The following is a 12,985-nucleotide window of genomic DNA, read 5'->3' on the forward strand; positions in this document are numbered from 1 at the left end:
GTCTAAGTAGAAGTAAATTCCGATTTTATGACTTCTTCTTTTTTTGCAAAATTTATTCAAATTTTTTACTTCCGTGATATAATGCTTAATTATAAAAATATCAGATAGATAAAACGAGGTGATCAGGTGAAAAAAAAGATAATTGTGCCTCTTCTCGTTTTTTTAATGGGCATATGCCTTGTTACTTTAGTTGTATACAAAACAGATACTCATGAAAAAGAGCAGAGCCGCACAACAGCACAATTAAATGCAACAACCTATGGAGAACGTATAAAGAATGAGATTATAAATGGAATAGAGATTACAGATGTTCTGAAACAGCTTTTGATCAGCGGAACTGGAGAAATCAATCAATTTGACACAATTGCAAAAAATATTATGTCGGATTCTGTTGAAAGCGTACAGCTTGCTCCGGCTGGTATTGTAACGGATATTTATCCGGCCGAGGGAAATGAGGCAGGTAAGATTGATCTGATTCATGATAAAGAACGTGGTGAAATTTCCATATATGCAAGAGATCATCATACAATCGTTACACAGGGGCCTTTTGAATTGAAACAGGGTGGATATGGAATTGCTGTCCGCAATCCTATTTATCTGAAAGATGAAAACGGGCAGGAATATTTTTGGGGATTTACCATTGTTATCCTTCGTGTTCCGGATATTTTTTCAGATTCAACAAGTGCACTTTCGAAATTTGGATATGAATATAGTCTTTTAAAAACGGATAATCCATGGAGTGATAATTATAAAGTTGTTTATCAGTCAGATCGTCAATTAACGGATCCGGTTTCCTATGACTTTACGATGGGAAAAATGGCTGCATGGCTTATAGGGAAGGGCTTGAATTAAGGGCTCGTAAACAACTGGGATTTGCATTCAGGGATATCTCTGAACACCTTCCAGGAGCATTTATCATATACAGAGCAGACAAAGAAGATGATGAACTCTTTTATGCAAATCAGGAGTTTCTTCATATGGCCGGGTATAAAGATATGGATGAACTATTCAGACTTACAAAGAAAAGTTTCAGCAACCTGATACGGGAAGATGAGAAGAAGAAGATAGAAGCAAGCATTTGGAAACAGATTGATAATGGCAATGGAAATGACTATATCCACTTTCATTTACGAAGAGCGGATGGATCGTATCTGTCTGTGCTTGACCATGGGAGAATTGTTGAGAACCAGCAATATGGCAAAGTATTTTATGTATTGTTCATGGACTGGGAGGATATAAAAAGTCATTACAGTGAAAAATTTTCCGGATAATCAAAGGAAATACTATAAAAAATATTGTTGTAAAGAGAAAAATCCTGCTCATATTCATATACTGAACAGGATTTTTTCTTAAAATCTCATGTGGAGCTTCAATTTCATTTGCCAAGGTATGATCTGTTTTCGTCAGTGAATTAAGCAATGCCCGCATCTCTGGATCAGCCAATACTTTTGCCAGAAGTTCCGGATCGACTTAAGCTTTCATATCTGCGATTTCTGCCGGCAAACCTTTCTGTTCTATAAAATACTGTCCGTCAAGAATCGCATAGCGTTCATCTGGCAGCCTGCTGTGAAGTCTGTGCCTTTTTTACTGTCTCCAAAAATTCTTCCCGATTCAACTGTGAATATTCTGCAACAGCCTTTAAAAGTTCCTTACACAATCTCTGTACTGACGAAACAAAATACGGACTTCGTTCACAGTAACCGTTATTTTTTCAATAATTCCTTAACAATTTCTCCATAAGAAGTATAATAAATTCGCTATTTATTTCAAATTTGAACTATCATATTTATGGAGATTCTAAGTATCATGAATCAGAATCTTGATGACATATTAAAGTAATTATTTTTTATTCTATCCGCAGCATCCGATAGCCTATTCCAACATGAGTCTGTATATATGAAACATCACTCTTTTCTGTTTCCAGCTTCTTTCTCAAAGTCGCCATAAACACGCGAAGAGAAGCTACATCATTCTCTGAGCTTCTTCTCCAGATCTGCTGCGTGATAAATGTATGCGTCAGTACCTTACCTACATTACGCGACAAAAGGCACAAAAGTTTATATTCTATAGGGGTCAGATGAAGTTCTTCACCTCTCAGATAAGTACAACCGGCAGTATAATCAATTTTCAGTTCACCATTGGTAAAAATCGATTCTTCCTGCATCTCGCCTGTCTGAATCAGTGCAAGTCGTCTCTGCGTGACGCGTATCCGTGCAAGAAGTTCCTCGACTGAAAATGGTTTCGTGATATAATCATCTGCGCCTGCATCCAGCGCTTCTATCTTATCCATGTCTTCGTTTCTTGCACTTATAACAATAATCGGCATATTTGACCACATTCTGATTTTTTTGATCACTTCCACTCCCTCTATATCCGGCAATCCCAGGTCAAGCAAAACAATATCCGGATTATGTGAGGAGGCCTCCAGAATAGCAGAAGTACCATTCTCTGCTTCCAGATATTTATAATCATGTGTCTTTAATGCTGTTATGATCAGGTTTCGTATCGGACGATCATCTTCAACAACCAGAATCGAATTTTTATTCATTTAATATCACCTCACTTAATGGTAAAGTAAACGTAAACATGCATCCTCTCGGAATATTATCTGTCAGCACCAGAGTTCCCCCGTGTGCTTCAATAATTGAACGACAAAGGGAAAGGCCAAGGCCAAGACTTCGATGACTGTCAGCGATTGTATTATTGCCTGTGTAGAACATTTCAAAGATATGCGGTTTTACTTCATCTGAAATACCTGGTCCGTTATCAGCTACACTGATCTGTGCTTTACCATCCTTCTTTATTCCTCTGATACATATCTTTGAGCCAGGCAGTGTATATTTTATTGCATTATCAATCAGATTTACAAGAACCTGGATTATAAGCCGCACATCCATATGTACGAGAATAAATTCTTCACATTCTACGTCAATCTGATAATCCTCATGTTTTCGGCTAATGTGGCGTAATGATTCTGTAATGACTTCGTCCAGAAGCTGATCTGTAAATTTGATCTTTAATCTTCCATCATTCAGCCTCGTGATAGAAAGCAGATTTTCCACAACATCAATCAGCCAGTCTGCATCATCATAAATATCTGAATAAATTTGACGTTTTGTTGCCTCATCCAGACAGCTTCCGTTGTTTAACAGCATATCTGCATTTCCGGATATCGAACAAAGAGGTGTTCGAAGATCATGTGAAATCGCACGCAAAAGATCCGCACGAAGCTGTTCATTTTTAGCAAATACTGCATTTTTTTCTTTTTCTATTGCATTATGTGAATTTTCCATCGTAAGTGCACATTCATTAAGAACAGAAATCAGAATGCTGCTCTCATAAGAATCCAGTTTTTTCTTCTGCAATGGAATTCCAATTACACCATATACATTGTCTCCACTTTTAATAACAAAGTATAAACATCTGGCACTGCTGAAATGATTCGTTGTTGCACCTGCATTCTGCCCATTCTCATATGCCCACCTGGCTACATACTGTTCTTCTGATGTCAGAAGTTCTCCCTGTCTTCCTCTTTCGTCGTTATGAAAAAACAGACTGCCGCCGGACAGTTCTCCGTTTTCTTCAATATACGCAACAATATTACAGTTTAACAGACGCACCAGTTGTTTACAGGTAACACAAAGGATATCTCTTCTGTCTTTTACCTGTTGGAGTAGACGGTTTGTATCAAATAAAATCTGTGTGCAAAAAGCCTGCTGTGCCGATAACCTTGCATGCTCTTTTAGTTTTGCCGCAAGTGTTCCTGTCAGTACGGATGAGATAAGCATGATCAGAAATGTCACAGGATAACCAACTGCATATGTCTGAAATGACATTCTTGGTTCTGTAAGAAAAAAGCAAAAAAGAACAACACTTAAAAACGAACCGGCCAGACTGCAAAGATATCCATCTGTTAAAATTGAGGTGAGCAATACTCCAAGGATATATATGGTAACTATATTGGCATCTGTGAAATACAGTTTCTGAAATATCAATCCAATCAGTGTACAGCCAATAAATATTGAAACTGTCAGAATATAATCTTTTACTGATGGTGTTTCAATATGGAGCTTAAACTTCTGCTTCTGACCGGTTTCCGGCATAGCTGTACCCAGAATGACATGCATGTCTGCATTCTTTTTTCTTCCTTTTGAACTCATCTCAACTTTTTTTAATAACTGCCGGTTTGAACGTTCATCAAAAATTTCTTTTCGGCTTTCCTTAATTAAACTTCCCAGTTTTGACGCCATAAAAAGTCCCAGCCCAAATATTACACATACACTCAATATCAGAGTTCCCTTTTCCATTATCATCACCCACTATCTTCAGATATGAAAACATTTTTGAATTGTTTTATAATCCCCCAGTACCAGAAGTGTACTTCCATCGTTCAGAACTGTATCAGCCGATATTGCCACACTGATTTCGCCGCCTTCATTTTTGACTGCCAGAATATTTATATTATGTTTCTTTCTTATGTCAAGTTTACCTATGGTTTTTCCAATCCACTCATACGGTATTTCTACTTCGAAGATTGCATGAGATGCATCGACTTCCATATAATCAAGGATACGATCATCCGCATAACGAATGGATGCCCATTTTGCCACCTGTTTTTCAGGATAAATCACCTTATCTGCACCATTTCGCAAAAGGAATTTTTCATGGACATCCCGTTCCGCTCTGGAAATTACCAGTCTGGCTCCCAGCTCCTTTAGTAAAGAAGTCGTCTCCAGCGAATTCTGAAAACTGCCTCCAATCGTTACAAAACAGATATCATAATTTCCGATTCCCAGAGATTTCAGAAACTCAGCATCTGTGCTGTCTCCAATCTGAGCATTGGTAACAAAAGGAAGAACTTTCTCTACTCTTTCCTCATTCAGATCTACCGCCATAATCTCATGTCCCATCTGATTAAGCTGCATTGCAATGTGTTTTCCAAATCTTCCAAGTCCGATAATTAAAATATTTTTCATAAAAAAGCTCCTTTAACCCACTGTAATTTTTTCCATTGGCATTCTTGCATTACTATTATTTTTTCCTGAAAATACTGCATAGATCAGTGTCAGTCCACCTACGCGCCCCAGATACATAAGTACAATCAATATCAGTCGTGATATTATATGCAGATCGGGCGTAACACCCAGAGTCAGTCCTACCGTTCCTATAGCTGAAGCTGCCTCATAAAAACAGGTCAGCACAGGTAATCCCTCATAAGCACTGATTATGATTCCGCCTCCAAAGAACAGCATCAGGTACAGCATAGCAATTGTTGCCGCATTTTTTATCACCTGAACATCAAATCTTCTTCCAAAAACGCCTGCATCTTCACGGCTTCTGAATGTAGCAAATGCATTCAGGATCAGTACTGCAAAAGTCGTTGTCTTCATACCTCCCGCTGTGGAACTTGGTGACCCTCCGATCAGCATCAGCAATATCATAACCGACTTTCCTGCTTCTGTCATCAACGGGAGATCTGCAGTATTAAACCCGGCTGTTCTCGTTGTAACTGACTGAAATATTGAATACAGCAGACGTTTTTTAAACAGAAACTCTCCAAAATCATTGGCAAAAAATAAAATTGCCGGCAATATAATAAGAAGAACAGTTGTTATCAGAATCACCTTGCTCTGCATACGATAACGTCTGAAATTTAATTTATTTTTATAAAAGTCTTCCCAGGTAAGAAATCCGATACCTCCGATTATAATCAAAAGCATGATCACCATATTCAGCCATATATTATCGCCATATCCTGAAAGAGATACAAACCTGTGCCCTTCTGTTCCCAATATGTCAAACCCGGCATTGCAAAATGCAGATACTGAATGAAATACGGACATCCAGATTCCCCTCCGCCCAAAATCATGGCAAAATACCGGGAGAAGTAAAATTGCTCCAATCGCCTCAACCAAAAAAGTTCCTCTCAGTATGAATTTTGTCAACCGGACAATTCCGCCTACCTGCGGTGCCGATATTGCGCTCTGCATAGTGCTGCGTTGCATAAGAGATATTTTTCTTCCGGAAAGCATAAATGCAGCGACAGCAACTGTCACTACTCCCAGCCCACCTGTCTGTATAAGTATAAGAATAACTGTCTGACCAAATCCGGACCAGTAGCTGCCTGTGTCCTGTACAACAAGCCCCGTCACACAAACTGCAGAAGTTGAAGTAAAAAGTGCTTCGTCAAATGGAGTTACGATTCCATCTGCAGACGAGACCGGAAGCATCAGAAGAAGCGTTCCCAAAAGAATCACTCCTGCAAACCCTAATATGATCATCTGAAATGACGTCAGATGTTTTTTTCTGTGAAAATTCTCCTGCATAAATGTATGGCTCCTTTTTTAATATTTTGCACATGCAGATTTTAATCTTTCTATTCCAGTCTTATTATATATATAACTCCTCAAAGATTGTATAAAATTATCGGAATCAATATTAAGATTTTATAAAGAAAATAAATAGACGACATTGTGAAACGACAAAACTGACCTGTACCCAAAAGGAGAAGTCTGAAAGATATTTTCAAACTTCTCCCTTTATAATTATGTCTTAAAAGATTATACCAATAAAGAAAACAGCATCACAACTATTCTTCCGGCAGCCACCTTACGGAACGCAGAACGGTTTCGACAACCTGATCGTTCCCTCTGTTTTCTCCTGCAAAGATCACCATGTCAATCTGTGTCGCATCTTTCTGGTCAATAAACACGATTCCGTAAAGGCTGTCTGTCGAGCAGAAAACACATGGAATTCCATTGATCTCTGCTTCTTTTTCCAGTTTGAATCCCTGCTCGTTGATCTGTTCTTTCAACACATCCATCATTGTCATGTTATTATCGGCAAGCTCCTGCTCAATCTCTTTCCTTGTCTCTTCATTGTCAGGCTCCGTTGCCATCGCCATACAGATATAGGCTTTGTCTTCAGATACAGAAATATATTTCACACCACCTGCAATGTCTTCTTCGTCCGGCTGGCAGGCATCCCATTCTGTCGGAAGATACAGTTCAAACAAATCTTCTACCTTTGTCCATATACCATCGTATCCGGCTTTCGTTTCATCAAAAGAACTTACTTCATCTGTCGGCTCCGCATGACGCATGCATACATGATCTTTTACATAATCAATTTCCGAGAAAAGCTGCTGATATTCCTCGCTGATACTTTCATCTTCCATATATCCCTGCACATCTGTCGGAAATGTCAGAAAATAATTCATCACAGACTCCTCGCCGAATCCTACATAATAATAGGACGGCAGCTCTGTAAAATCACTGTTTACGGAATACGATAAGGAAAAAAGCTTCCCGCCAACTGTCCCGTAATTTTCCTGCCATTTTTCTTTGCTCGCCTTATGATAAAAAGTAACACTGGTGTCCTGTGCCTGCACCGCTACCTTTCCCTGCCAGTCTGCCGGGAGTGTAACGACAACCTCTTCAAAATAATAGATCTGCGAACCATCATCCATTGTATCATTTACAAAAGTCAGCAGATTCTGTGTATCAACCGCCCCAAAAGCTGTCGTCGAAGTCGGGGAAACAGTCATCAGCACCATTCCCATACCAGCTGCTGCCAGTGTTTTTTTCCAGTTCTTTTTCATTATTTCTTCCTCCTTTTTCATCCCACATTATAAATCATGCCTTATTCGATCTCGTCATCACGAATCGGTAATACCATATTTTCCAGTGCATACCGAAGTTTTGGATGATGAATTACAAAGTGGATCGCCGGAGTCCGGTTCTTCGATATCATGCACCATTTTCCTTCAAAACACGTGATCTGGATATTGTGAAAACCTTTTATCTTTGTCAGATTGAACTGATAGTTTTCATTTGCTTTTGCATAGTCCCGGCCTGCCTTTATACATGCCTGATATTCCTCATAGGTCAGGTGGATATCTTTTTCCAGAAAACACTCTGCCAGAGGAAGCACCGGCGGATATTTTTCATACTCCGCTTCAGAAAGCACTGATACCTCATCCTCCACTACACTGTGTTTCAAAGTCGTCTCCAGACATGTTACGGATCTTTTATAGCATTCCAAAATCACGGTTTTTTCATTCAGCACAACATGATTGCGTTCCAAAATATCTTCCAGCAGTTTTTCCGGCAGAACTCCCAGATCCGGAACCGCCAGTACACGCCTCCGACGGCCTTCTTTCCCGGCATTTTCAATCAGAGCAGCATACAGTTCTTTTTTGCGCTCTTCCCTGTAAATATCCATCAGTGGATGTGCTTTTTTCAAAAGAAATTCCATATTTTTCTGACTGATCAGTACTTCCTCTTTGCGGCTGGTCAGATAATAATGTGCCAGATCATGATGCCCGCTAATGCAGTCACCTGTCATCGCCACCTGCCCGGAACAATAATGCAGATGAGAATAGATACGATTCTGTACACCTTTCAGATAATATGGTGAAATCTGCCCGGTCATATAAAGCGGCACCCAATTTTCCAGACCGAGCATCATATCTTTCATCGGACGTTCCACATCGTGGATGATATGGATATGCAGCCCCTTTTTGAGAACCATTGCAAGACCGAACATGTATTTTTTTGCAAAATCCTCGTCTGCAGCCATATCTTCTACCGGCATGTCACTGCATATATACAAGGCCTTCATTGATTTTGAAAGCACGGTATGCTTCAGAAAATCCAGTTCCCCCTCGCGCATTTCTTTCAGCCCGTAATAATGTCTTGAAACCGGAAGCTGAAACGGAACTTTCGGCACTTTAAAGCTGTCAAAGTGAATGGCTCTTATATAATCATCCAGATTAAAAGAATCCACTTTACGCAGAAAAGCTGATACATAATCAACGTCTTCCGGTTTTGAAGAACTCAGCCACTCCCGCAGTTTTCTCCCATATAAAGAACTGTCTGCAAGTTCGTCCTCATTGCATTGAATAAGATATGCCACCTTTTTCCGATCCTGCTCATCCTTATAATTAGATGCAACATACTCGCAGATTTTTTCGATAAACTGCTGATGATGTGCCGGATTGCGCTTGCCCGTCCTTATCTTTGACAGGTAGGACGGATCATAATGCAAAAATGCCGCAATTCTGGAAATATTGATATCCAGTTCTCTCAGCAGAATGTCGAGTTTCTGACTGTTAAATACCGGTTCGTCCCGGTTATCCTCCAGACTTTCACGCAGCGTCTGCCAGACTTTGTCCGCCTGAAAATCCCGGATGCCTTTTTCTGCTGCAGTCTTGATGATTCCATCGGACAATTTCTTCAAATATTCACTGTCAGCTGAAGGTGCACGCTCACCTTTGCGATACCGGCTGATAACCGTTTCGGATATTTCGCTGTTACGCGCCAGTTCTTTTCCATTGCAGCGAATCTGTATGATATAGTTATTCAGACATTCCTGAAAATTCATCTTCTCCATCCCCTTCCGGCTCATTCTCATATTTCCTGCTTACAGTATAAAGGATTTTCTGCAAATACTCAAAAAATTACCACCTTTGTCTATGACAGATATGGCAATACTTTTGAGTGACAGCAGAAACTTTGTTATACTTATTTTACTAATATTCAGAAGGAGGTTACAGCGATGAAACAATTAAAGAAAACAATAGTAAGTCTTGTTATGGCACTCCTGTTAGCAGTCACACTGATTCCTTCAACAAATGTGACGGTTCAGGCCGCTTCCGTTGGAAAAGTGACAGGAATAAAGGCAGTCTACACAAAAGGAAAAACAAAACTTACATGGAAAAAAGCATCCAGAGCCAAAAAATATGAAATCTACCGCTCAACCAACGGTAAGAAATTTAAAAAAGTAAAAACAGTCAAAGGACTTTCCTGGCAGGACACAAAAAAGGGAGAACTCTGGTATAAGGTACGTGCCGTTAATGGTAGGAAAAAAGGAAAATTCAGCAGTGCAGTGTCGGTTTATACAATCGGAGGGCGTATTTCACTCCGACAGACAGGAAATTCTTTCCTGAGCGCCGGAACCAGCGTATTTGCTCTGGAAATCTGGAATTATGCATCGAAAAAACCAGCTTTCATAGGATGCAGCAATAATGGCAGAAAAATGACCGATTTTCCGATATATGTTTACAACAAGAATACGCGCAGATATGAAAAGTCGTTAACAAATGAAGCTTACTATCATGGAGCACTTTCATCTGCCGCAGGCGAGACAGACCTGAAAACCAGTATTCTGCACAAGGGAAAGGGAAACTATATTATTTATGTTGCCGGTCTTGGAATGATTTATCCATACGTAAATGCATATGACAATTCTAATATCTATACATATTATATCAATACATATTTTAAGATTGGTTCAAGAAAATATCGCCTCCGGGTAAGCTCTAATTCTTCATATTATAAAGACTATCAGGTACAGCGTATAAGATAAAGTTTGACTGAAATTAAGGAGAAGTCCGAAAAGACTTCTCCTTTTAGTTTGTTATTCTTTTTCATACAGAAATTCTTCCGGCAGGCTTACCTTGAAATCTTTTGCCAGTGCACGGAAATTATCCGGCTGGATCGTCTGCAGTTTATGTGGTGTCATGGAGAGAATCTTTACAAGGATCTCGGCTGATTTCTCAACAGTGTGGAGCAGTCCGAATGTCAGGTCAAAATCCTCTCCGGAACAGAACATTCCATGGTGTGCCCAGATTACAACATCATATTTTTTCATAAGTTCCGCTGTTTTTACGGCAATTTCTCTTCCGCCCGGAACCATCCAGCCGACAACTCCGACACCGTCCGGAAATACGACCGGACACTCGGTTGCGGATTCCCAGAGTTCTCTGGTAAACACTTTGTCATCCAGCGGGAGCACAAATGTCAGTGCAATCGTATTTGTGGTATGTGCATGGTAAATAACACGATGCTTTCCATTAGTAAGTTTTTTCTTTACTTCATGATTCATCAGATGTGTCGGAAGCTCGCTTGTCGGTCTTCCTCCCTCAACCAGTCCCCAACGGATACGGTAGTTGCATCCGGTCTCATCCAGTTCAATAATTGCAAGACATACTTCCGGGTCAACAATGATATTTCTGAAATATTTACCACTTCCTGTCACAAGGAAAAATTCACCTGCCAGTCCCGGTACTTCGGTTCCGATCGGTGTCCATTCTCCCGGTGCGTTCAGACGCGGACGGATCATTTCGACTTCCTCTGCTTTCAGACGGTAGCTTAAGTTACCGCCGTTTCTCTCATGCCATCCCTGCAGATAACCGTCGTTCGCCATCTTGATAAATCCCTGTACAAATTTTGATTCTAAGATTCTCATAATAAAATCCCTCCGATTTCGTCCATAAATGGGCAGTTTTGTTGTGTTGTGGTTTTGTGTTGTTTATTCTTTGCAAATTATGTTGTTTTTCTTTGTTTTCGCTTGCATTATATATGGTTTTTTGTGGTTTGTAAAGTCCTTTTTGAAAAAATATTCAAAAAACCACATCTGTGCAGATTCTGTCGCAAATTAGTAATTTGACAATCATATAAAGGGTTTACACATCACTTAAATACCGTTACAATGAAATATGTAAAAATGAAAAGGAGATCCACAAAATGGAATTACAGAATGGAAGACCGGAAAATGTAAATGACCGTCTGGACAAGGAGATCCGTGTCTATGACTTTTTAGATAAACTCAGCGTTACTTACCAGCGTGTTGACCACGAAGCCGCCATGACCATGGAAGCCTGTGAAGAAATTGACCGCACACTCGGTGATGATACTGCTATCTGCAAGAACCTGTTTCTGTGCAACCGTCAGGAAACAAACTTTTATCTGCTCCTGATGCCGGGCGACAAACCCTTTAAGACAAAGGATCTTTCCGCTCAGATCGGCTCGGCTCGTTTATCCTTTGCAAAACCGGAATATATGGAAAAATATCTCGACATCACCCCGGGCTCTGTCAGCGTCCTTGGCCTGATGAACGACCACGAAGAGAAAGTTCAGCTTCTGATCGATGAAGATGTTCTGAAGGATCCTTATTTCGGATGTCATCCATGCATCAATACATCCAGTCTGAAATTTACTACAAAGGATTTTACAGAAAAGATTATTCCTGCACTTGAACATGAACCGATCATTGTAAATCTGGAGAATTATCGATGAAAAAAGAATTGAATTTTGCAAAATTGCTTTTAGAAACGCTCATTTTGACCGGTGCTGTGGCAATCATTGCAGCCGCCGTCTATTTTTTCCTCGTACCGAGCCATGCTTCTGTCAGCAGTATTTCCGGTCTTGGAATCGTTCTTTCTAATTTTGTCCCGCTTCCGCTGTCGGCAATCACCATGATCCTGAACGTTGTGCTTCTGATCATCGGCTTTTTTACCTGCGGAAAAGAATTTGGAGTAAAGACCATTTACACCAGCATTATGCTTCCTGTTTTTCTCGGAATTTTTGAAAAAGTTTTTCCGAATTTTACTTCTATGAGCAACAGTCAGGAGCTGGATGTGCTGTGTTATATCCTTGTTGTCAGCATTGGCCTGAGCATTCTTTTTAACAGAAATGCCTCGTCCGGTGGGCTTGATATCGTAGCAAAGATCATGAACAAATATCTGCATATGGAGCTGGGCAAAGCGATGTCACTCTCCGGTATGTGTGTCGCACTGTCCGCTGCACTTGTTTATGACAAAAAGACCGTCGTACTGAGTATTCTTGGTACATATTTTAACGGAATTGTGCTTGACCATTTTATTTTTGACCACAACATCAAACGCCGCGTCTGCATCATTACAAAAAAAGAAGAAGAACTGCGAAATTTCATTATTCACGATCTGCACAGCGGAGCCACCGTTTATGAAGCATACGGTGCTTACAATATGCAGAAACGAAATGAGATCATTACGATCGTAGACAAAACCGAATATCAGAAGCTGATGAATTATATCAATCATGAAGACCCACAGGCATTCATCACTGTGTACGATGTATCTGATATGAGATATCAGCCTAAAGTATAAATCAGCGTAGGCGCCACCGGTGCCTCCTCGACAGGAAATGTAAAACTCCGCCAG

Annotated in this window: 12 protein-coding genes; 5 read left to right on the forward strand and 7 right to left on the reverse strand. The window is 40.1% G+C overall.

Annotation, left to right across the window (positions count from 1 at the left end):
- The first annotated feature begins 126 nt into the window (after positions 1-126).
- Together H8Z79_RS16905 and H8Z79_RS16910 are read left to right on the forward strand one after the other, a co-directional pair.
- On the forward strand, positions 127-852 hold the full coding sequence (locus H8Z79_RS16905) for a CHASE domain-containing protein (RefSeq protein ID WP_243135327.1): 726 nt from the start codon (positions 127-129) through the stop codon (positions 850-852).
- Positions 825-1,271 carry a PAS domain S-box protein gene (locus H8Z79_RS16910; protein WP_015541655.1) on the forward strand — a complete coding sequence of 149 codons (447 nt, stop codon included), beginning with the start codon at positions 825-827 and terminating at the stop codon, positions 1,269-1,271. The genes H8Z79_RS16905 and H8Z79_RS16910 overlap by 28 nt, the downstream gene beginning before the upstream one ends.
- Positions 1,272-1,846: 575 nt before the next feature.
- On the opposite strand, the gene H8Z79_RS09905 is transcribed toward H8Z79_RS16910, so the two are convergent.
- The 6 genes from H8Z79_RS09905 to H8Z79_RS09930 form a co-directional block, all read right to left on the reverse strand.
- Complete coding sequence (locus H8Z79_RS09905) at positions 1,847-2,548, reverse strand: response regulator (RefSeq protein WP_015541654.1); 702 nt, start codon at positions 2,546-2,548, stop codon at positions 1,847-1,849.
- Positions 2,541-4,313, reverse strand: a complete 1,773-nt coding sequence (locus tag H8Z79_RS09910) for a DUF4118 domain-containing protein (RefSeq protein WP_118041143.1) — start codon at positions 4,311-4,313, stop codon at positions 2,541-2,543. Before H8Z79_RS09910 ends, H8Z79_RS09905 begins: the two co-directional genes overlap by 8 nt.
- Before the next feature lie 12 nt (positions 4,314-4,325).
- Positions 4,326-4,976 (reverse strand): potassium channel family protein, encoded by a 651-nt coding sequence (locus tag H8Z79_RS09915; protein ID WP_015541652.1) that lies wholly within the window; start codon positions 4,974-4,976, stop codon positions 4,326-4,328.
- 12 nt (positions 4,977-4,988) lie between these two features.
- Entirely contained in the window at positions 4,989-6,326 is a 1,338-nt protein-coding gene (locus H8Z79_RS09920) for a TrkH family potassium uptake protein (RefSeq protein ID WP_118041141.1), read from the reverse strand.
- Between the two features lie 263 nt (positions 6,327-6,589).
- Complete coding sequence (locus H8Z79_RS09925) at positions 6,590-7,600, reverse strand: hypothetical protein (protein ID WP_118041139.1); 1,011 nt, start codon at positions 7,598-7,600, stop codon at positions 6,590-6,592.
- Positions 7,601-7,641: 41 nt separating this feature from the next.
- On the reverse strand, positions 7,642-9,384 hold the full coding sequence (locus H8Z79_RS09930; protein ID WP_147349006.1) for a helix-turn-helix transcriptional regulator: 1,743 nt from the start codon (positions 9,382-9,384) through the stop codon (positions 7,642-7,644).
- Between the two features lie 174 nt (positions 9,385-9,558).
- Here H8Z79_RS09930 and H8Z79_RS09935 point away from each other — a divergent pair, with 174 nt between their 5' ends.
- On the forward strand, positions 9,559-10,368 hold the full coding sequence (locus tag H8Z79_RS09935; protein WP_118041135.1) for a hypothetical protein: 810 nt from the start codon (positions 9,559-9,561) through the stop codon (positions 10,366-10,368).
- Positions 10,369-10,419: 51 nt separating this feature from the next.
- On the opposite strand, the gene rhaD is transcribed toward H8Z79_RS09935, so the two are convergent.
- A complete protein-coding gene (rhaD, locus tag H8Z79_RS09940) occupies positions 10,420-11,250 on the reverse strand; it encodes a rhamnulose-1-phosphate aldolase (RefSeq protein WP_015541647.1) in 831 nt (276 codons plus the stop codon).
- 278 nt (positions 11,251-11,528) lie between these two features.
- On the opposite strand from rhaD, the gene H8Z79_RS09945 reads away from it, so the two are divergent.
- Together H8Z79_RS09945 and H8Z79_RS09950 are read left to right on the forward strand one after the other, a co-directional pair.
- Positions 11,529-12,080, forward strand: coding sequence for a prolyl-tRNA synthetase associated domain-containing protein (locus H8Z79_RS09945; RefSeq protein WP_015541646.1), 552 nt, complete (start codon positions 11,529-11,531; stop codon positions 12,078-12,080).
- Entirely contained in the window at positions 12,077-12,931 is an 855-nt protein-coding gene (locus tag H8Z79_RS09950) for a YitT family protein (RefSeq protein ID WP_118041133.1), read from the forward strand. The genes H8Z79_RS09945 and H8Z79_RS09950 overlap by 4 nt, the downstream gene beginning before the upstream one ends.
- Positions 12,932-12,985: the final 54 nt, after the last annotated feature.

The sequence above is a fragment of the Blautia intestinalis genome (assembly GCF_014297355.1).
Classification (GTDB): domain Bacteria; phylum Bacillota; class Clostridia; order Lachnospirales; family Lachnospiraceae; genus Blautia_A; species Blautia_A intestinalis.

Excerpts from the sequence above, each read along its gene's own strand:
- H8Z79_RS09935 (WP_118041135.1), top strand. The coding sequence starts at position 9,559 with ATGAAACAATTAAAGAAAACAATAGTAAGTCTTGTTATGGCACTCCTG.
- H8Z79_RS09950 (WP_118041133.1), top strand. The coding sequence starts at position 12,077 with ATGAAAAAAGAATTGAATTTTGCAAAATTGCTTTTAGAAACGCTCATT.
- H8Z79_RS09925 (WP_118041139.1), bottom strand. The coding sequence starts at position 7,600 with ATGAAAAAGAACTGGAAAAAAACACTGGCAGCAGCTGGTATGGGAATG.
- H8Z79_RS09945 (WP_015541646.1), top strand. The coding sequence starts at position 11,529 with ATGGAATTACAGAATGGAAGACCGGAAAATGTAAATGACCGTCTGGAC.
- H8Z79_RS09920 (WP_118041141.1), bottom strand. The coding sequence starts at position 6,326 with ATGCAGGAGAATTTTCACAGAAAAAAACATCTGACGTCATTTCAGATG.
- H8Z79_RS16910 (WP_015541655.1), top strand. The coding sequence starts at position 825 with ATGGCTTATAGGGAAGGGCTTGAATTAAGGGCTCGTAAACAACTGGGA.
- rhaD (WP_015541647.1), bottom strand. The coding sequence starts at position 11,250 with ATGAGAATCTTAGAATCAAAATTTGTACAGGGATTTATCAAGATGGCG.
- H8Z79_RS09910 (WP_118041143.1), bottom strand. The coding sequence starts at position 4,313 with ATGATAATGGAAAAGGGAACTCTGATATTGAGTGTATGTGTAATATTT.
- H8Z79_RS09905 (WP_015541654.1), bottom strand. The coding sequence starts at position 2,548 with ATGAATAAAAATTCGATTCTGGTTGTTGAAGATGATCGTCCGATACGA.
- H8Z79_RS09930 (WP_147349006.1), bottom strand. The coding sequence starts at position 9,384 with ATGAATTTTCAGGAATGTCTGAATAACTATATCATACAGATTCGCTGC.
- H8Z79_RS09915 (WP_015541652.1), bottom strand. The coding sequence starts at position 4,976 with ATGAAAAATATTTTAATTATCGGACTTGGAAGATTTGGAAAACACATT.